20 protein-coding genes are annotated in these 19,675 nt (G+C 62.9%); 13 read left to right on the forward strand and 7 right to left on the reverse strand.

The window, feature by feature from the left end; genetic code table 11:
• Positions 1-5: 5 nt before the first annotated feature.
• Entirely contained in the window at positions 6-1,061 is a 1,056-nt protein-coding gene (locus tag AC0IYH_RS18070) for a tartrate dehydrogenase (protein WP_471835540.1), read from the reverse strand.
• Positions 1,062-1,197: 136 nt separating this feature from the next.
• Here AC0IYH_RS18070 and AC0IYH_RS18075 point away from each other — a divergent pair, with 136 nt between their 5' ends.
• The 7 genes from AC0IYH_RS18075 (at position 1,198) to AC0IYH_RS18105 (ending at position 7,089) form a co-directional block, all read left to right on the forward strand.
• Positions 1,198-2,121, forward strand: a complete 924-nt coding sequence (locus tag AC0IYH_RS18075) for a LysR family transcriptional regulator (RefSeq protein WP_471835541.1) — start codon at positions 1,198-1,200, stop codon at positions 2,119-2,121.
• A gap of 95 nt (positions 2,122-2,216) precedes the next feature.
• Positions 2,217-2,807 carry an amino acid synthesis family protein gene (locus tag AC0IYH_RS18080; RefSeq protein WP_116630113.1) on the forward strand — a complete coding sequence of 197 codons (591 nt, stop codon included), beginning with the start codon at positions 2,217-2,219 and terminating at the stop codon, positions 2,805-2,807.
• A gap of 43 nt (positions 2,808-2,850) precedes the next feature.
• Complete coding sequence (locus AC0IYH_RS18085) at positions 2,851-3,684, forward strand: alpha/beta fold hydrolase (RefSeq protein ID WP_116630112.1); 834 nt, start codon at positions 2,851-2,853, stop codon at positions 3,682-3,684.
• Positions 3,681-5,162 carry an aldehyde dehydrogenase gene (locus tag AC0IYH_RS18090; RefSeq protein WP_116630111.1) on the forward strand — a complete coding sequence of 494 codons (1,482 nt, stop codon included), beginning with the start codon at positions 3,681-3,683 and terminating at the stop codon, positions 5,160-5,162. The genes AC0IYH_RS18085 and AC0IYH_RS18090 overlap by 4 nt, the downstream gene beginning before the upstream one ends.
• A 12-nt stretch (positions 5,163-5,174) precedes the next feature.
• Positions 5,175-5,660, forward strand: coding sequence for a flavin reductase family protein (locus AC0IYH_RS18095; protein WP_099584572.1), 486 nt, complete (start codon positions 5,175-5,177; stop codon positions 5,658-5,660).
• 110 nt (positions 5,661-5,770) lie between these two features.
• Complete coding sequence (locus AC0IYH_RS18100) at positions 5,771-6,523, forward strand: GntR family transcriptional regulator (RefSeq protein WP_012723572.1); 753 nt, start codon at positions 5,771-5,773, stop codon at positions 6,521-6,523.
• 2 nt (positions 6,524-6,525) lie between these two features.
• Positions 6,526-7,089 (forward strand): NUDIX hydrolase, encoded by a 564-nt coding sequence (locus AC0IYH_RS18105; protein WP_122772674.1) that lies wholly within the window; start codon positions 6,526-6,528, stop codon positions 7,087-7,089.
• A 79-nt stretch (positions 7,090-7,168) separates the two neighbouring features.
• Here the strand turns inward: AC0IYH_RS18105 and AC0IYH_RS18110 are convergent, their stop codons facing one another.
• A complete protein-coding gene (locus AC0IYH_RS18110; RefSeq protein ID WP_116630169.1) occupies positions 7,169-7,462 on the reverse strand; it encodes a DUF1330 domain-containing protein in 294 nt (97 codons plus the stop codon).
• Positions 7,463-7,531: 69 nt separating this feature from the next.
• On the opposite strand from AC0IYH_RS18110, the gene ribBA reads away from it, so the two are divergent.
• From ribBA to AC0IYH_RS18135, 5 genes are all read left to right on the forward strand, one after another.
• A complete protein-coding gene (gene ribBA / locus AC0IYH_RS18115) occupies positions 7,532-8,641 on the forward strand; it encodes a bifunctional 3,4-dihydroxy-2-butanone-4-phosphate synthase/GTP cyclohydrolase II (RefSeq protein WP_122772673.1) in 1,110 nt (369 codons plus the stop codon).
• A gap of 227 nt (positions 8,642-8,868) precedes the next feature.
• Complete coding sequence (locus AC0IYH_RS18120; RefSeq protein WP_116630108.1) at positions 8,869-9,894, forward strand: ABC transporter substrate-binding protein; 1,026 nt, start codon at positions 8,869-8,871, stop codon at positions 9,892-9,894.
• A complete protein-coding gene (locus AC0IYH_RS18125; protein ID WP_471835545.1) occupies positions 9,879-10,808 on the forward strand; it encodes an ABC transporter permease in 930 nt (309 codons plus the stop codon). The genes AC0IYH_RS18120 and AC0IYH_RS18125 overlap by 16 nt, the downstream gene beginning before the upstream one ends.
• Before the next feature lie 6 nt (positions 10,809-10,814).
• Entirely contained in the window at positions 10,815-11,624 is an 810-nt protein-coding gene (locus tag AC0IYH_RS18130) for an ABC transporter permease (protein WP_116630106.1), read from the forward strand.
• Between the two features lie 15 nt (positions 11,625-11,639).
• Entirely contained in the window at positions 11,640-12,794 is a 1,155-nt protein-coding gene (locus AC0IYH_RS18135) for an ABC transporter ATP-binding protein (protein ID WP_122772672.1), read from the forward strand.
• A 148-nt stretch (positions 12,795-12,942) separates the two neighbouring features.
• Here AC0IYH_RS18135 and AC0IYH_RS18140 read toward each other — a convergent pair whose 3' ends face one another.
• The 5 genes from AC0IYH_RS18140 to glnT all read right to left on the reverse strand — a co-directional run bounded on the left by AC0IYH_RS18140 (position 12,943) and on the right by glnT (position 18,672).
• Positions 12,943-14,268, reverse strand: coding sequence for an ammonium transporter (locus AC0IYH_RS18140; RefSeq protein WP_471835547.1), 1,326 nt, complete (start codon positions 14,266-14,268; stop codon positions 12,943-12,945).
• A gap of 117 nt (positions 14,269-14,385) precedes the next feature.
• The gene (locus AC0IYH_RS18145; protein WP_027603581.1) at positions 14,386-15,708 is read right to left on the reverse strand and encodes an FMN-binding glutamate synthase family protein; all 1,323 of its coding nucleotides are present in this window, start codon (positions 15,706-15,708) and stop codon (positions 14,386-14,388) included.
• A 15-nt stretch (positions 15,709-15,723) separates the two neighbouring features.
• Positions 15,724-16,398, reverse strand: a complete 675-nt coding sequence (locus AC0IYH_RS18150; RefSeq protein WP_101268714.1) for a GltB/FmdC/FwdC-like GXGXG domain-containing protein — start codon at positions 16,396-16,398, stop codon at positions 15,724-15,726.
• Positions 16,399-16,409: 11 nt separating this feature from the next.
• Positions 16,410-17,315 carry a class II glutamine amidotransferase gene (locus tag AC0IYH_RS18155; RefSeq protein ID WP_471835549.1) on the reverse strand — a complete coding sequence of 302 codons (906 nt, stop codon included), beginning with the start codon at positions 17,313-17,315 and terminating at the stop codon, positions 16,410-16,412.
• A gap of 22 nt (positions 17,316-17,337) precedes the next feature.
• Positions 17,338-18,672 carry a type III glutamate--ammonia ligase gene (gene glnT / locus AC0IYH_RS18160; RefSeq protein ID WP_471835551.1) on the reverse strand — a complete coding sequence of 445 codons (1,335 nt, stop codon included), beginning with the start codon at positions 18,670-18,672 and terminating at the stop codon, positions 17,338-17,340.
• 282 nt (positions 18,673-18,954) lie between these two features.
• Here glnT and AC0IYH_RS18165 point away from each other — a divergent pair, with 282 nt between their 5' ends.
• Positions 18,955-19,554, forward strand: a complete 600-nt coding sequence (locus AC0IYH_RS18165; RefSeq protein ID WP_101268707.1) for a helix-turn-helix domain-containing protein — start codon at positions 18,955-18,957, stop codon at positions 19,552-19,554.
• Positions 19,555-19,675 lie beyond the last annotated feature (121 nt).

The following is a 19,675-nucleotide window of genomic DNA, read 5'->3' on the forward strand; positions in this document are numbered from 1 at the left end:
GTGAATCAGCGGTTGAGCAGGTCGATGACCGCATCAGTGATCTGGCGGGTGGTGGCATTGCCGCCCAGGTCCGGAGTGTGCAAGCCGCTTTCGGTAACGGCCTCGATGGCCGACATCAATTGCCGGGCAGCCGCCGATTCGCCCAAGTGTTCCAGCATCATCGCAGCGGTCCAGAACGTCGCGATGGGGTTGGCCACGCCCTTACCGGTAATGTCGAATGCAGAGCCATGGATAGGTTCGAACATCGACGGAAACTGCCGCGACGGGTTGAGGTTGGCGGTGGGTGCAATGCCCAGGCTGCCGGACAGCGCGGCCGCCAGGTCGGACAGGATGTCGGCATGCAGGTTGGTGGCGACAATCACATCCAGGGTCGACGGTTTGAGCACCATGCGCGTGGTCACCGCGTCCACCAGCTCCTTGTCGACCTTCACGTCGGGGAAATCCTTGGCCACCTCATAGAAGATCTCGTCCCACAGCACCATGCCGTGGCGCTGGGCGTTGGACTTGGTGACCATGGTCAGGTGCTTGCGCGGGCGGCTGCGCGCCAGTTCGAAGGCATACCGGTGAATGCGCTCCACGCCTGCGCGGGTGAACACCGAGACTTCGGTGGCCACCTCTTCCGGCAGGCCACGATGCACCCGGCCACCGTTGCCGGAATACTCGCCTTCGGAGTTTTCGCGCACCACCACCCAGTCAATCTGGTCGCCGTTGTGCAGCGGGCTTTTTACCCCGGGCAGCACCCGCGCCGGGCGCACGTTGGCGTATTGGTCGAAGCCTTGGCAGATCGGCAGGCGCAGGCCCCACAGGGAGATGTGGTCGGGCACATTCAAGGCCCCCACCGCACCGAAGAAAATCGCGTCGAAGGTCTTCAACTCCGCCAAGCCGCCTTCGGGAATGTAATAGCCATTCTTCAGGTAGTTGTCCGAATTCCAATCGAAATGCTTGAAGTGCAAGGCGAAACCGGCCATTTGCGCCAGGCTTTGCAGGACCTCGACGCCTGCGGCGATCACTTCCACGCCAATGCCGTCACCCGGGATTGCTGCAATGTTATATGCGTTCATCATTCACTCCACTTCGTCACGTTGTTGTTGTTCCCGCTGGGCCGAGCTGTCCAAACGGGGTGTGATCGGAGTATATGTAGCGCTACAAGCCGCATGATCGACTCGAAATCACTACATAAATAACTTTGAGTTACGAATGAGCCAGACCCTGGATTTGCAGTTTTTCTACCTGCTGGCCAATAAAGGCAGCCTGGTTGCCACCGCGCGCGAGCTGGGGATCACCCCGCCGGCGGTGAGTAAACGCCTGACGGCACTGGAGGCGCGCCTGGGCATCCGCCTGGTCAACCGCACCACCCGCTCCATGAGCCTGACGTCGGAAGGCGAGCTGTATTTCAGCCATGCCGCGCGCATCCTCACCCAGATCGACGAGCTGGAGCAGTTGCTCAGCAGCAGCCGCGCCACGCCGAAAGGCCTGATCCGGGTGAATGCGTCGCTGGGTTTTGGCCGCCGACATATCGGCCCGGCCCTCGCGGCGTTTTTTGCGCAGTACCCGGAGGTGGAAATCCAACTGGAAATCAGCGACCACCCGCTGGATTTGGCTACCCACGGTTTCGACCTCGGTATCCGCTTCGGCAGCCTGCCGGATGCGACCTTCCATGCGCGCAAAATCGCCTCCAACCGCCGGCTGCTATGCGCCTCGCCGCTGTACCTGGACAAATACGGCACGCCGCAGAACCTGGCGGACCTGCACCAGCACAACTGCATTTTCATTCGCCAGAACGAGTCGCCCTATGGCGTGTGGTCGTTCACCCACGGCGGGCACACCGAGAACATCAAGGTGCAAGGCGCGCTGGGCTGCAACGACGGCGAAGTCGCGTTGAACTGGGCGCTGGAAGGCTATGGAGTTCTGCTGCGCGCCGAATGGGACATCGCCCGCTACGTGCGCAGCGGGCGCCTGCGCCTGGTGCTGGAAGACCAGACCCCGACCCGCGCCGATGTGTACGCGGTATACCCGCAACAACTGCACCTGTCCGCACGGGTGCGCAGCCTGATCGACTTTTTGATCGAACGTTTCAAGCACCTGGACAAGGTCGACGACGCCGCGCTGACGAGCGACTGACCTGCCCACTCAAGAATCTCCTCAACGGCACTTGTGCTTACGATATTATGGTATACCATCATACCGAAGACACACTCACCCCAGAGGAGCAGCGCATGAGTTTCGAAATCCGCAAGATCGTCAGCTACGTAGAAGAAACCTTCATCGAAGGCGGCAAGGCTTCCGACACCCCGGTGAAGATGGTCGGCCTCGCCGTGGTCCTGAAAAACCCTTGGCTGGGCCGTGGTTTTGTTGAAGACCTGAAACCAGAAATCCGCGCCAACTGCTCCGACCTCGGCGCGCTGATGGTCGAGCGCCTGGTGGGCATCATCGGCGGCGCCGAGAACATCGAAGCCTATGGCAAGGCCGCTGTGGTCGGCGCCGACGGCGAGATCGAACACGCCAGCGCGATCATCCACACCCTGCGTTTCGGCAACCACTACCGTGAGGCGGTCAAGGCCAAGAGCTACCTGAGCTTCACCAACAAGCGCGGCGGCCCGGGCACTTCGATCCAGATCCCGATGATGCACAAGGACGACGAAGGCCTGCGTTCGCACTACGTGACCCTGGAAATGCAGATCGAAGATTCGCCGCGTGCCGACGAAATCGTCGTGGTCCTGGGTTGCGCCGACGGCGGCCGCCTGCACCCGCGCATCGGCAACCGTTATATCGACCTGGAAGAGCTGGCGGCCGAAAAAGCCCAGTAAGCAACAGCGGCCACCACAACAAAAAAGCATGCAGGAGCGCTCCATGATTCGGCTCACCGCTGAACACACCCCGGCTGGCACCAGTTACCTGGCGACCGGCCAAGGCCAGCCTGTGGTTTTGATCCACGGCGTGGGCCTGAATAAAGAAATGTGGGGCGGCCAGGTCGTTGGCCTGGCCAGCAATTACCGCGTGATCAGCTACGACATGCTCGGCCACGGCGCCAGCCCGCGCCCGGCCGCCGGCACGCCGCTGCTGGGCTATGCCGACCAGTTGCTGGAACTGCTCGACCACCTGCAACTGCCCAAGGCCACGGTGATCGGGTTTTCCATGGGCGGCCTGGTGGCGCGGGCGTTTGCCCTGCACTACCCGGAGCGCCTGCAAAGCCTGGTGGTGCTCAACAGCGTGTTCAACCGCAGCCCCGAGCAGCGTGAAGGCGTGATCGCGCGCACTGCCCAGGCTGCCGAACATGGCCCGGATGCCAACGCCGAAGCCGCGCTGTCGCGCTGGTTCAGCCGCGAATACCAGGCCGCCAACCCGGCGCAGATCGCCGCGTTGCGCGAAACCCTGGCGGGCAACGATCCCCAGGGCTATCTCACCACCTATGAACTGTTTGCCACCCAGGACATGTACCGCGCCGACGACCTCGGCAGCATCCAGGCGCCGACCCTGGTCGCCACCGGCGAACTTGACCCCGGCTCCACGCCGCAGATGGCCCGGCAACTGGCCGATCGCATTCCTGGCGCAACCGTGGCGGTGTTGCCCGAGCAACGGCATATGATGCCGGTAGAATCGCCGCGCCTGGTCAACCAGCTGCTGCTGGGTTTTCTTGAAACGGCACACTCCCAACAACACCCGATAAAGGGGATCGTGGCATGACGCTTGAACGCTTCCAGATGTGCATCGGCGGTGAATGGGTCGATGCCCTGTCCGGCAAGACCTTTGACAGCCTCAACCCGGCGCTTGCCGAGCCGTGGGCGCAACTGCCCGACGCCGACGAAGCCGACGTGGAGCGCGCCGTGCAGGCCGCCCAAAGCGCCTTCGACAGCCCGGCCTGGCGCGGCCTCACCGCCACCGCGCGGGGCAAATTGCTGCGCCGCCTCGGCGACCTGATCGCCGAGAACAAAGAACAACTGGCCCAGCTGGAAAGCCGCGACAACGGCAAGCTGATCCGCGAAACCCGTGGCCAGGTCAGCTACCTGCCGGAGTTTTTCCACTACACCGCAGGCCTGGCCGACAAACTCGAAGGCGGCACCCTGCCCCTCGATAAGCCCGACCTGTTCGCCTATACCGTGCATGAAGCCATGGGTGTGGTCGCCGCAATCATTCCGTGGAACAGCCCGCTGTATCTCACCGCGATCAAACTCGCGCCGGCCCTGGCGGCGGGCAACACCATCGTGATCAAGCCGTCGGAACACGCCTCGGCGACCATCCTCGAACTCGCGCGCCTGGCCCTCGAAGCCGGCATCCCGCCGGGCGTGGTCAACGTGGTCACCGGCTTTGGCCCCAGCACCGGCGCCGCCCTCACCCGCCACCCGCTGGTACGCAAAATCGCCTTCACCGGCGGCGCGGCCACGGCCCGGCATGTGGTGCGCAGCAGCGCCGAGAACTTCGCCAAGCTGTCGCTGGAACTGGGCGGCAAATCGCCGAATATCATCTTTGCCGACGCCGACCTCGACAGCGCCATCAACGGTGCGATCGCGGGCATCTATGCCGCGTCCGGGCAGAGCTGCGTGTCGGGCTCGCGCCTGCTGGTGCAGGATGAAATCTACGACGAGTTCGTCGAGCGCCTGGTGGCCCGCGCCCAGCGCATCCGCATCGGCAACCCCCAGGAAGACGCCAGCGAAATGGGCCCCATGGCCACCGCGCAACAACTGGCCGTGGTTGAAGGCCTGGTGGCCGACGCCATCGCCGAAGGCGCACGCCTGCGCACCGGCGGCAAGCGCCCGCAGAACCTCGGCGCAGGCTGGTTCTATGAGCCGACGCTGTTCGAATGCGACACCAATTCGATGAAAATCATGCAGGAAGAAGTGTTCGGCCCGGTGGCCTCGGTCATCCGCTTCAAGGACGAAGCCGAAGCGCTGGCCATCGCCAACGACTCGCAGTTCGGCCTCGCCGCCGGTATCTGGACCCGCGATCTCGGCCGCGCCCACCGCCTGGCGCGGGACGTGCGCTCGGGAATCATCTGGGTCAACACCTACCGCGCCGTATCGGCCATGGCGCCCATCGGCGGCTTCAAGAACAGCGGCTACGGCCGCGAAAGCGGCATCGATTCGGTGCTGGCCTACACCGAGCTGAAAACGGTGTGGATCAACCTCTCCCAGGCGCCTATGCCTGATCCTTTTGTGATGCGTTAAGAGTCCACGACCATGATCGAACCCGGCATTTATAAAGACGTCATGAGCTCCTTCCCTTCCGGCGTCACGGTGGTCACCACCCTCGACCCGGACGGCGGCATCGTCGGCATCACCGCCAGCGCGTTCAGCGCGCTGTCGATCGACCCGGCCCTGGTGCTGTTCTGCCCCAACTACGCCTCGGATACGTACCCGATCCTGCGCGACAGCAAGCGCTTTGCGATTCACCTGTTGTCCGCCGACCAGACCGCCGAAGCCTATGCGTTTGCCAGCAAGGGCAAGGAAAAGGCCAAGGGCATCGAGTGGCATTTGAGCGAACTGGGCAACCCGTTGCTGGCCAAGGCCACGGCAATCATCGAGTGCGAGCTGTGGCGCGAGTATGACGGCGGCGACCACGCGATCATCGTCGGTGCGGTGAAAAACCTGATCCTGCCCGCAGAGCCGGTCACACCGATGATCTACCACAAGGGCAAATTGGGCCCGCTGCCCACCCTGGCCTGAGGCGTATCGGGGGCCGCGAGGGTTTGTCGCTTAAAGAACGCAGCATGATAAACTTCGGCATGATTTCGGCCCAGGCCCCCCAGTTAACCGCTAAATTCAGAGCAGAGCCCATGAAACGCGCGCCCCTCGACGACAGCTTCAAGGTCAATCACAACCCGGTTACCCTGCGCGAAATCGTGCTGGAAAAACTGCGCAGCGCCATCATGAATTTTCAGCTGCTGCCCGGCGACCGCCTGGTCGAGCGCGACCTGTGCGACCGCCTCGGCGTCAGCCGCACGTCGGTGCGCGAAGCCTTGCGGCACCTGGAGTCCGAGGGCCTGGTGGAATTCGCCGATGCCAAGGGCCCGCAGGTGGCGATCATTACCCTGGCCGACGCGGTCGACATCTATGAGCTGCGCTGCGTGCTCGAAGGCTTGATCGTGCAGCTGTTCACCCTGCGCGCCAAGGCCAAGGACATCAAGGCGCTGGAAAAAGCCCTCGAGGAAAACCGCAAGGCCCTCAAGGATGGCGAGCTGCAACAGGTGATCGACTCGGTGCAGGGTTTCTACGACGTACTGCTCGAAGGCTCGGGCAACCACGTGGCCGCCACCCAGCTGCGCCAGTTGCAGGCGCGTATCAGCTACCTGCGCGCCACTTCGGTGTCCCAGGAAAACCGCCGCGGCACCAGCAACCAGGAAATGGAACGCATGGTCCAGGCGATCAAGAGCGGTGACCCGCTGGCCGCCCACCAAGCCTGCGTCGACCACGTGCGCGCCGCCGCCGCCGTGGCCCTGGATTACCTCAAGCGCAAACAGGAAGAAACCGGCAAGCTGCCGGAAATCACCCTGCCCATCGCCCTCAAAGAACCGCGCATAGGTCACTGACCATGCCCAGCCCCAGCTTTTGCCCGACCTGTGGCGGCAGTGACCTCGGTCACCAACTGCCGCCGGGCGATACCCACGAGCGCTTGATGTGCCGGGGCTGCGGCTATATCCACTACATCAACCCCAAGATCATCGCCGGCTGCATCATCGAGCAGGACGGCAAATACCTGCTGTGCCAACGCGCGATCCCACCACGCCCCGGCACCTGGACCCTGCCCGCAGGCTTCATGGAAGGTGGCGAAACCACCGAACAGGCGGCGTTGCGCGAAGTCTGGGAAGAAAGCGGTGTACGCGCCGAAATCCTCTCGCCCTACTCGATCTTCAGCGTGCCCAAAATCAGCGAGGTGTACATCATCTTCCGCGCCATCGCGCTGGAGATCACCGGCCAGTACGGCGCGGAAACCCTCGACTACAAATTCTTCGCGCCCGAGGATATCCCCTGGGACAGCATCTACTACCCGGCGATCCGGCAGATTCTCGAGCGTTATATCGAGGAACGGCAGGCTGGGGTGTATGGCATTTATATAGGCAACGACGACAGCGGAAAAATCCACTTCATCCGCTGACCTCACGGCCAAACCCGGTTCAAAATGTGGGAGGGGCAAGCCCCCTCCCACATTTGAACCCGGGTTTGGCCTGATATATCTACGGCGCCAGCCCTTCCACAATAATGATCTGCGCCACCCCCGCCCCTTCACGGTGCGCCTTGGCCTCCTGGTACTCGGCAGACTCATAACACGCCACCGCCTGCTCGTAGCTATCGAACTCGATCACCACATTGCGCGGCCGGGCCGGGCCGCCTTCCATCGCTTCACTGCGCCCGCCCCTGGCCAGGAACCGTCCGCCGTACTTCGCGAACGCTGCCGGTGCGCGCTGGGTGTACTGCGTGTACTGCTCTGCATCGGACACATCCACATGGGCAATCCAGTAGGCCTTCATCATGACATCCTCTTGTTGAGTTTTTGTGGTATACCATAATACATACAACCAACAAAACGAGCATCCAGCATGTCCTTCAACAGCATCGCAGACATCATCGAAGACTACCGCCAAGGCAAGATGGTGCTCCTGGTGGACGACGAAGACCGGGAAAACGAAGGCGACCTGTTGCTGCCCGCCGCGTGCTGCACCGCCGAGACTATCAGTTTCATGGCCCGTGAAGCGCGTGGCCTGATCTGCCTGACCCTCACCGACGAACATTGCCAGCGCCTCGGCCTGGAACAGATGGTGCCGAGCAACGGCAGCGTGTTCAGCACCGCGTTCACCGTGTCTATCGAAGCCGCCACCGGCGTGACCACCGGCATTTCCGCCGCCGACCGCGCGCGCACCGTGGCCGCGGCCGTGGATATCAATGCCGGGCCCGCCGACATCGTGCAGCCAGGGCATATTTTCCCGCTGCGCGCCAAGGATGGCGGCGTGCTGACCCGCGCCGGCCACACGGAAGCCGGTTGCGACCTGGCGCGCCTGGCCGGGCACACGCCGGCCTCGGTGATCGTCGAAGTGATGAACGACGACGGCACCATGGCCCGCCGCCCCGAGCTGGAAATATTCGCGCGCAAGCACGGTATCAAGATCGGCACCATCGCCGACCTGATCCACTACCGCCTCAGCACCGAACGCACCGTGGTGCGCATCGGCGAGCGCGACCTGCCGACGGTGCACGGCACCTTCCGCCTGATCACTTTCGAAGACCGCATTGACGGCGGCGTGCACATGGCGATGGTCATGGGGCACTTGAGTCGTGAAACGCCGGCGCTGGTGCGCGTGCACGTGATCGACCCGCTGCGCGACCTGGTGGGCGCCGAGTACAGCGGCCCGTCCAACTGGACCTTGTGGGCCGCCTTGCAGCGCGTGGCCGCCGAAGGCAGTGGCGTGGTGGTGGTGCTGGCCAACCATGAATCGTCCCAGGCCCTGCTGGAACGGGTGCCGCAATTGACCCAGACGCCGCGCCAGTTCAGCCGCTCGCAATCGCGGATCTATTCCGAAGTGGGCACCGGGGCGCAGATATTGCAAGACCTTGGCGTCGGCAAGCTGCGTCACCTCGGCCCGCCCCTCAAATACGCCGGGCTGACTGGCTACGACCTCGAGGTGGTCGAGAGCATTCCCTTCACCGAATGACGGATAACCGGTAAGGCAAAATGCTTGCACAAAGTTTGGAATACCATAATATGATATTCCATAGACCGAACGCTTTCGCCAAGTGCGCCCGCCAGGGATAGCACCAATAACAGCCCTTGGCACGGTCGCCTCTTGGGGCCTCGAATAGAGGTCCCGATAGACCTACTGCTCCCGATAGGCGGGCATTACCAAGCCCGCTCAATAACAAAACAAATGAGGGCGTGAAAATGGTGTTGAACAAACGTGCAACCGCAGTGCTGTTCGCGGGTTTACTGGCCACGGCCACTCACGCGGCGATGGCGGCCGAAAGCGTCAATTTCGTCAGCTGGGGCGGTAGCACCCAGGATGCGCAGAAGCAGGCCTGGGCGGACCCGTTCAGCAAGGCCAGCGGCATCACCGTGGTGCAGGACGGCCCCACCGACTACGGCAAACTCAAAGCCATGGTCGAGAGCGGCAACGTGCAGTGGGACGTGGTGGATGTGGAGGCCGATTTCGCCTTGCGCGCCGCCGCCGAAGGCCTGCTCGAACCCCTCGACTTCTCGGTGATCCAGCGCGACAAGATCGACCCGCGCTTCGTCTCCGACCATGGCGTCGGCTCGTTCTTCTTCTCCTTCGTGCTCGGCTACAACGAAGGCAAGCTCGGGGCTGGCAAACCCCAGGACTGGACCGCGCTGTTCGACACCAAGACCTACCCCGGCAAACGCGCCCTCTACAAATGGCCAAGCCCAGGCGTGCTCGAACTGGCGCTGCTGGCCGACGGCGTACCCGCCGACAAGCTCTACCCGCTGGACCTGGACCGCGCCTTCAAGAAACTCGACACGATCAAGAAAGACATCGTCTGGTGGGGCGGCGGCGCGCAGTCGCAACAGCTGCTGGCCTCCGGCGAAGTCAGCATGGGCCAGTTCTGGAACGGTCGCATTCACGCCCTGCAGGAAGATGGCGCGCCCGTGGGCGTGAGCTGGAAGCAGAACCTGGTGATGGCCGATATCCTCGTCGTGCCTAAAGGCACCAAAAACAAGGCCGCCGCGATGAAGTTCCTCGCCAGTGCCAGCAGCGCCAAGGGCCAGGCCGACTTCTCCAACCTGACCGCCTATGCTCCAGTGAACATCGACAGCGTGCAGCGCCTGGATTCGGTCCTCGCGCCCAACCTGCCGACCGCCTACGTCAAGGATCAGATCACCCTCGATTTCGCCTACTGGGCCAAGAACGGCCCGGCCATTGCGACACGGTGGAATGAATGGCTAGTCAAATGAAAATGACGGCAACCACACCGACCGGGAGCGCCCTCGGCGCTGCCGGCGCGGTACCGGCCAACGCCACCGCGCCGTCCCTGGCCCAGCGCTGGCGCGGCTCGAGCAACCTGATCCCGGCCCTGCTGTTCCTCGGCCTGTTCTTTCTGGCACCGCTGATCGGCCTGTTGCTGCGCGGCGTGCTGGAGCCCACGCCGGGCCTGGGCAACTATGAACAACTGTTCGCCAACTCGGCCTATGCCCGGGTGCTGCTCAACACCTTCTCGGTGGCGGGCCTGGTGACCCTGTTCAGCCTGTTGCTGGGCTTCCCGCTGGCCTGGGCGATTACCCTGGTGCCACGCGGCTGGGGCCGTTGGATGCTGAGTATCGTGCTGCTGTCGATGTGGACCAGCCTGCTGGCCCGCACCTATTCCTGGCTGGTGTTGCTGCAAGCCTCCGGGGTAATCAACAAGGCGCTGATGGCCCTGGGCATCATCGATCAACCGCTGGAGATGGTGCACAACCTCACCGGCGTGGTGATCGGCATGAGCTACATCATGATCCCGTTCATCGTGCTGCCGTTGCAGGCGACCATGCAGGCCATCGACCCGATGATCCTGCAGGCCGGCTCCATCTGCGGCGCCAGCCCGTGGACCAACTTCTTCCGGGTGTTCCTGCCGCTGTGCCGGCCGGGGCTGTTTTCCGGTGGTTTGATGGTATTTGTGATGTCCCTCGGTTACTACGTCACCCCGGCCCTGCTCGGCGGTGCGCAGAACATGATGCTGCCCGAGTTCATCATCCAGCAGGTGCAGTCGTTCCTCAATTGGGGCCTGGCGAGTGCCGGCGCAGCCTTGCTGATTTTGATCACGCTGGTGCTGTTCTACTTCTACCTGAAGCTCCAGCCGGAATCCCCGGTTGGCGCCAGCAATGCGAGGTAAGCCGTCATGCTCCTGACCCCCAATGCCATGAGCCGCAGGATGCGCTTGGGCCTCTACACCACCACTGGTTTGATCGGTTTGTTCCTGCTGTTGCCGATCGTATTTATCGTGCTGCTGTCGTTCGGCTCATCGCAATGGCTGGTGTTCCCGCCGCCGGGCTGGACGCTCAAATGGTACGGCCAGTTCTTCTCGAATGCCGACTGGATGAACGCGGCCGTGGCCAGCCTCAAGGTCGCCGTGCTGACCACCGTGTTCGCCGTGGCGCTGGGCCTGCCCACCGCGTTTGCCCTGGTGCGTGGGCGCTTTCCCGGCCGCGAGTTGCTCTACGGGCTGTTCACCCTGCCGATGATCGTGCCGCTGGTGATCATTGCCGTGGCGGTCTACGCGCTGTTCCTCAAACTTGGCTACACCGGCACGATGTTCGCCTTTGTGGTCAGCCATGTGATCGTCGCGCTGCCGTTCACCATCATCTCGATCATCAACTCGCTGAAGCTGTTCGACCAGTCGATTGAAGACGCGGCGGTGATCTGCGGCGCCTCACGCTTGCAGGCGGTGTTCAAGGTGACCTTCCCGGCGATCCGCCCGGGGATGGTGGCCGGTGCGCTGTTCGCCTTCCTTGTCTCGTGGGACGAAGTGGTGCTCAGCGTGATGATGGCCAGCCCGACCCTGCAAACCCTTCCGGTAAAAATGTGGACCACCCTGCGCCAGGATCTGACGCCGGTGATCGCCGTCGCCTCGACGCTGCTGATCGGCCTGTCGGTGCTGGTCATGCTGATTGCCGCCGCCCTACGCCGCCGCACTGAAACCCGGCTCTGAGCCCAGGAGAACACCATGAGTGCTGTGATCAAAGATTCTGCGCAAGCCAACGGGCAACCCCTGGTCAGCCTGCGCAACCTGAACAAGTACTACGGCGAATTCGCTGCCGTGGACAACATCTCGCTGGACATCCAGGACGGTGAATTCCTGACCTTCCTCGGCTCCAGCGGCTCGGGCAAAAGCACCACCCTGTCGATGCTCGCCGGCTTTGAAACGCCGAGCAGCGGCGAGATCCTGGTGGGCGGCCAATCGCTGGTCAACGTGCCGCCACACAAACGCGATATCGGCATGGTGTTCCAGCGCTACTCGCTGTTCCCGCATTTGTCGGTGCGCGACAACATCGCCTTCCCCCTGGCGATTCGCAAACTGGCCAGCGCCGAACGCGAGAAGCGGGTCGACGCCATGCTCAAGCTGGTGCAGCTTGAGCAGTTTGCGCATCGCCGCCCTTCGCAACTCTCCGGCGGCCAGCAGCAACGCGTGGCCATCGCCCGCGCGCTGGTGTACGAACCGCGCATCCTGCTGATGGACGAACCCCTCGGCGCCCTCGACAAGAAACTGCGTGAAGACTTGCAGGATGAACTGCGCCAGCTGCACCGGCGCCTGGGCATCACCATCGTCTACGTGACCCACGACCAGGAAGAAGCCATGCGTTTGTCCCAGCGCATCGCGATTTTCAGCCACGGTAAAATCGTCGGCCTGGGCAGCGGTTTCGACCTGTACCAGAACCCGCCGAATGCCTTCGTGGCCTCGTTCCTGGGCAACTCCAACTTCCTCAAGCTCAAGGCCCAAGGCAATGCGGCGGCCTCGTTCGAAGGCCAGTCGTTGGCGATCCGCCTGACCAGCGGGCTGCACACCGAGCAGGATGTGCTGCTGATGGTGCGCCCGGAAAAAGCCCTGGCGCTGAGCGTGGAGCAAGCCGCCGCGCAGCCGTTGGCGGCGGGCTGGAATGAAGTGTCGGCGATTGTCGGTGAGGTGCTGTTTCTGGGTGAAAGCCAGACGTGCACGGTGAAAACCCTGGGCGGCACTTCCATGACCGTCAAGGCGTTGTCTGCTGCGGGCATGCCGCTCAAAGCCGGTGACCCGGTGCGCGTGCGTTGGGCCACGGCGGATGCGTGTGTATACACCGAGTGGGCCGAAAGCGACCTGAACAAGGCGGCTGGCGCCCATTGAGCCTGCCAGTTGCAGCGCAGCAGAACAAATGTGGGAGGGGGCTTGCCCCCGATAGCAGTGGGTCAGCTACAAACCAGCTGACTGATAGACCGCTATCGGGGGCAAGCCCCCTCCCACATTTAAAAGCCTTTTTGACTCAGAGGGCTGATCAGTGGTTGTAAGCCCGCTCGTTATGCTCGGCGAGGTCCAACCCCATCTCTTCCACCGACTCATGGGCGCGCAAACCGACCAGGGCATTCACCACCTTGAGGATGATCCAACTGATCACGAAGCAGTACACCGTGGTCAGCAGCACCCCCTTGATCTGTGCCACCACCTGGCCGCCCATGGTCACACCTTCCACCAGCCCGCCCATGGACGGCACGCAGAATACGCCGGTCAATACCGCGCCGATCATGCCGCCGATGCCGTGCAGACCGAACACGTCGAGGCTGTCGTCGTAGCCGAAGCGGCGCTTCAACACGGTCACGCTCAGGTAGCAGAACACCCCGCACAGCAGGCCGATGGCCAACGCACCGCCGACACCCACGTAGGCACACGCCGGGGTAATTCCCACCAAACCGGCCAAGGCGCCGCTGGCCAAACCCAGGGCACTCGGTTTGCCGACCTTGAACCACTCGGTGAACATCCAGCCGAGAATACCGGCGCACGCGCCCAGCTGGGTATTGAGCATGACGATCCCGGACAGGCCGCTGAGCCCGCCACCGGAGCCGATATTGAAGCCGAACCAGCCGACCCACAGCATCGCCGCGCCGGCCATGGTCAGGCTCAGGTTATGCGCAGGCATCGGCGTGTTCTGGTAGCCCTTGCGCTTGCCCAGGATCAGGCACGCGGCGAGCGCCGCCACACCGGCGTTGATATGCACGGCGGTACCGCCGGCAAAATCCAGCACGCCCCAGTTATGCATCAATGCGCCCGAACCGCCCCAGACCATATGCGCCACCGGGGCATACACCAGGGTGAACCAGAGGGCCATGAACAGCAGCGCCGCCGAGAATTTCATGCGTTCGGCGAAGGCACCGGCGATAAGCGCCGGGGTGATGATGGCGAAGGTCATCTGGAAGGTCACGAACACACCTTCCGGAATATCCCCCACCAGGCTTTCCGGGGTCATGCCGGCCAGGAAGGCACGGTTCAAGCCGCCGACAAAACTGTTGAAGGTCACCTGCCCCTCGACCATGCCAGTGGTGTCGACCACCATGCTGTAGCCGTAGATCACCCACAGCACGCCCACCAGGCCGGCGATGCCGAAACACTGGGTGAACAGCGACAGCATATTTTTCGCGCGCACCAGCCCGCCATAAAACAGCGCCAGCCCCGGCAGGCACATGAACAGCACCAGCACAGCGGCGGTGACCATCCAGGCGGTGCTGCCGGTGTTCAAGGTGGGCGCATCGGCCGCCTGCACCAGCGGTGCAAACGCGCTGGCGACCAACAAGCCGAAAAGGGATTTGCCAAGAAGACGATTGACCATGTTCAAAGCTCCTGCAAAAGAAATGGGAAGTGTCTGGCAGCGAGCAATTTTTCTTATGCGGGCCTCTTGGTGGGCCCCTTGATCGGGTGAGGGAGATTGCCTCCCTCACCCTGGGTGTCAGTAACCCGAACCCGGCACCCAACTGGTCCCGGCCAACGGCACGCGGGCCATGGCGGCCGACTCCACCGTCAGCGCCACCAGGTCCTCGGGGTCGAGGTTGTGCAGGTGCGACTTGCCGCACGCCCGCGCCATGGTCTGGGCTTCCAGCACCATCACCCGCAGGTAGTTGGCCAGGCGGCGCCCGCCTTCTACCGGGTCGAGGCGCTTGGACAGCTCCGGGTCCTGGGTGGTGATGCCGGCCGGGTCGCGGCCGTTCTGCCAGTCGTCGTAGAAGCCTGCGGCCGAGCCGATCTTTTTCAGTTCCGCATCCAGACGTGGGTGGTTGTCGCCCAGCGCGATCAGCGCCGCTGTGCCGATGGCCACCGCATCCGCACCCATCGCCATGGCCTTGGCCACGTCGGCGCCGTTACGAATGCCGCCCGAGACGATCAACTGCACCTTGCGGTGCATGCCCATCTCCTGCAAAGCCTGTACCGCTTGCGGGATGGCCGACAGAATCGGGATGCCCACGTGTTCGATAAACACTTCCTGGGTGGCCGCCGTGCCGCCCTGCATGCCGTCCAGCACGATCACGTCAGCACCGGCCTTGACCGCCAGCTTCACGTCGTAATACGGCCGGCTCGCGCCGATTTTCACGTAGATCGGTTTTTCCCAATCGGTGATTTCCCGCAGTTCGGCAATCTTGATCGCGAGGTCGTCCGGGCCGGTCCAGTCCGGGTGACGGCAGGCGCTGCGCTGGTCGACGCCGATCGGCAAGGTGCGCATGCCGGCCACGCGCTCGGTGACTTTCATCCCGAGCAACATCCCGCCACCGCCGGGCTTGGCGCCCTGGCCGAGGACGATTTCGATGGCGTCGGCCTTGCGCAAATCGTCGGGGTTCATGCCGTAGCGCGACGGCAGGTATTGATACACCAGGTGCTGGGATTGGCCGCGTTCTTCCGGGGTCATGCCGCCGTCACCGGTGGTGGTGCTGGTGCCGGCGATGGTCGCGCCACGGCCCAGGGCTTCCTTGGCATTGGCCGACAGCGCGCCGAAACTCATGCCGGCGATGGTCACCGGGATCTTCAGGTGAATCGGCTTCTTGGCGAAGCGGTTGCCGAGGATCACATCGGTACCGCACTTCTCGCGATAGCCTTCCAACGGGTATCGCGACACGCTGGCGCCCAGCAGCAGCAAGTCATCGAAGTGCGGCAGCTTGCGCTTGGTGCCACCGCCGCGAATGTCGTAGATGCCGGTTTCGGCGGCACGCTGGATTTCCTGGATGGTCAGGCGGTCGAAGGTGGCCGACTCGCGCAGTACCGGAGGGGTTTGCTCTGTCATGGCGTAGCTCCTGGATCAGTACGCGGAGGCGTTATCGACTTTGAAGTTGTAGAGCTGGCGGGCCGAGCCGTAGCGCTTGAAGTCCGCCGCCTGGTGGGCGAACCCGGCGCGGTCGAGCAGCTCCTGGAGTTCTTGCAGGTGCTCGCTGCGCATCTCTTTTTCGACGCAGTCCGAGCCCAGTGACTCCACCGTGCCTTTCACGTAGATGTGGGTTTCGTACAGCGAATCCCCCAGCGCATCGCCGGCATCGCCGCACACGACCAAACGCCCGGCCTGGCCCATGAAGCAGCTCATGTGGCCGATGCTGCCGCCCACTACGATGTCGATGCCCTTCATGGAAATTCCGCAACGTGCGCCCGCGTCGCCTTCAATCACCAGCAACCCGCCGTGGGCCGTGGCCCCGGCCGCCTGGGAGGCGCTGCCTTTGACGCGCACCGAGCCGGACATCATGTTCTCGGCACAGCCCACGCCGACATTGCCGTGTACGGTGATCGACGCCTGCTGGTTCATGCCTGCGCAGTAGTAGCCGGCATGGCCCTCGATATCGATGGACACCGGCTGGTTCACGCCCACGGCGAGGTTGTGCTTGCCGTTGGAATGGGTCACGCGCCACTCGCTGTCGAGTACCTGCGCGTGCAACGCCTGGTTGAGGTCACGCACGGTGGCGGTGGAAAGATCGATGGTTTTCATGTGTGCGCTCCTTAAGCTGACTGGCGTTCCCAGATGTACAACGTGGCCGGTGCCGGCTCCCAGATCCGCGCGTTCTCGATGCCCGGCAGGCTCGACAGCGCCTGGTACTCGGAGGCCATGGCCACGTAGTCGTCGGTTTCGGCGAGGATCGCCGGCTTGCAGGCGATTGGGTCGCGGATCACCGCAAAACCGTTGCGCGTGCCGATGGCAAAGGTAAAGAAGCCGTCGAGGTCTTCCAGGGCATGGTCCAGCGCGTCTTTGAGCGAGTCGCCCTGTTGCAGGCGCCAGGTCAGGTAGCCGGCGGCGACTTCGGTGTCGTTGTCGGTTTCGAAATGAATGCCTTCGCGCTTGAGTTCCTGGCGCAGACGGAAGTGGTTGGACAGCGAACCGTTGTGCACCAGGCACAGGTCGGCGCCGGTGGAAAACGGGTGGCTGCCTTCCATGGTCACCGCACTTTCGGTGGCCATGCGCGTGTGACCGATGATGTGGCTACCCTGCATGCCCGCGAGGCCGAAGCGCTGGGAGATTTCCTCGGGCAAGCCCATGCCCTTGAGGATCTCGATGCTCTGCCCGGCACTCATGATGCGCACGCTCGGCGCCAGCTCGGCCAGGGCCACGCGCACCGGCGCCTCGTCGGCGTGGATCTTCAACACGGCGGCGCTGGCGTTCTGGAACCAGTCCAGCGAGCAGCCCAGGCGCCCTTCCAGTTCGCCCATCAAGCCTTTCCAGTCGAAGGCTTCGGTGGTGGCTTGCAGGGTCAGCTTGACCCAGCCGTCGGCGACTTCATCGCCGTAGATCGCAAACCCTGCGCTGTCCGGGCCACGGTCGGTCATGGCTTGCAGCATGGGTTCAAACAGCTGGCCGAGCTGGGGTTCCAGCCGGGGATTTTTCAGGTACAGGCCTACGATTCCACACATATCCAGTCTCCGTCACACGGTGTCAGAAAAATTCGGTATAGCGCTGGATTTCCCAGTCGCTCACATGGCGGCTGTATTCCACCCATTCCATGCGCTTGAGCTTGATGAACTCCCCCACGATCTGCGGGCCGAGCACTTCGGCGAACAGCGGGTCGGCCTCCAGCGCGTCGCAGGCTTCCTTGAGCGATTGCGGCAGGGTCTTGATGCCGCGCTCGGCGATCTGCTCAAGGCTGAGGCTGTAGAGGTTTTCGTTGCAGACGTGGTCGATTTCCAGCTGACGGTCGATACCGTCCAGGCCGGCGGCGATGATCGCCGCGCTGACCAGATACGGGTTGCAGCCGGCGTCCGGCAGACGGAATTCCAGGCGACCATACGGCACGCGGACCATGGCCGAACGGTTGTTGGCGCCAAACGCGATAAAGGCCGGGGCCCAGGTGGCGCCGGACAACGAGTTGCCCACCACCAGGCGCTTGTAGGAGTTGACCGTGGGTGCGGCGAACGCACACAGCGCCGGGCCATGGGCGAGCAAGCCGGCAGCGAAGTGGTAGGCCAGTTTCGACAGGCCCATGCCGCTCGGGTCGCTGGCGTCATGGAACAGGTTTTTGTTCTCGACGCTGCTGATCGACAGGTGAAAGTGCATACCGTTACCGGCGCGTTTCGGGTCGGGCTTGGGCATGAACGAGCAGATCATGCCGAGGTCATTGGCGATCTCGCCGGCGGCCATGCGGAAGAAGGTGAAACGGTCGGCCGAGGTCAGCGCGTCGCTGTAGGTGTAGTTGATTTCGAACTGGCCGTTGGCGTCTTCGTGGTCGATTTGGTAGACCTCGAAATCCACGGCCTGCAAGGCTTCGGTCAGGCGCTCGAGGAACACCCGCGAGCGCGACAGCCCTTTGTAGTCGTAGCAAGGTTTATCGAGGTTGTCGCTGGGGTCGACCAGTTGCAGCTTGCCCTGCTCGTCGCGGCGCATCAGGTTGAACTCGGGCTCCAGGCCGGTGTTGAGCGTCCAGCCTTTGTCCTGCAGGCGCTGCACCTGTTGTTGCAGCACGTAGCGGCTGTCATAGGGATGGGGCTGGCCGTCGACATGGCCGACACACACCACGCGCCCGTACCCTGGCTGCCACGGTACCGGGGTCAAGGTGGACAGATCGCCGCGCGCCATGAAGTCCGGCCCGTGGGGCTCCATGCCCATGCCGCTGATGGCGAACCCGGCAAACCCGGCGCCCTCTTCGGCCACCGTCTTGAGCCCGCAGATGGGCACCGACTTGGTCTTGGCCGCACCGTGTATATCCACAAATTGCGCAAGCACGTACTTGATCCCGTGCTTGTCGATGATGCGCTGGGTTTCTGCTGGCAACATTGCTCGTCACTCCTCGCGAAAGGCAAAACAGTGTGGATGGGCCTTGGCTGTCTTTTTATTCCTAAAAAGAAAGTTAGTTTCCTTACAGGAATGCAAGACCCTTGCCAGATTCGCGAGCGGCCGATTCAAATGCCGGTGAGAGCGCTTTTGTGCTGTATATATGGGAAAATTGTTTTCCCCGTGGGAATACGCCTTGGGGAACGGCCACCAAGAGCCATGGCTTGCACATTCCTAGTGCGAAACTAATATTACTGAACGGAAACCGTGCAGGATCTGATGACTATGTCCACCGAAACCGCCCCCCGCCTCAAGCTCGAGCAATACCTGGGTTTGCAGATCAAGCGCCAACGCCAGGCCCAGGACCTCAAGCTCTCCGATGTGGCGAAAATCGCCGACATCAGCCAGGGCATGTTGAGCAAGATCGAAAACGCCCAGGTCTCCACCAGCCTCGACACCCTGAGCCGCCTGTGCGATGTGCTGGGGCTACCGCTGTCGAAGTTGTTCAGTGAATATGACCAGCAGGATGGCAGCGCTTTACTGGTCAAGGGTGACCAGGGCATGGAAGTGGTGCGCCGCGGGACCGAGAAGGGGCATACGTACCACCTGCTCAACCATACGCGCGGGCCGAAGAAGAGCTTCGAGGCGTACATGGTGAGCATGGATGATGCGAGCGAGGAGTTTCCGACGTTCTCGCACCCTGGCACGGAGTTTTTGCATCTGCTTGAAGGCGAGCTGATTTACCGGCATGGGAACCAGCTGTATCGGATGGAAGCTGGGGATAGCCTGACGTTTGAGGGGGAGATTCCCCATGGGCCGGAGGAATTGGTGCGGGTGCCGATTCGGCTGCTTTCCATCATGAATTATGGGGGGGGTGGGGAGTGAATTCTTTGGGGTACATATCCGTTGTTTCGGTCACGGCCGATATTGGTTCCGCCCTTACGGCGGGTCACTTTGGAAAAGAGCCCCAAAGTAACCAAAGGGCTCTTGCCCCAACACTCGGCAC

Source organism: Pseudomonas sp. AC463, assembly GCF_979253585.1.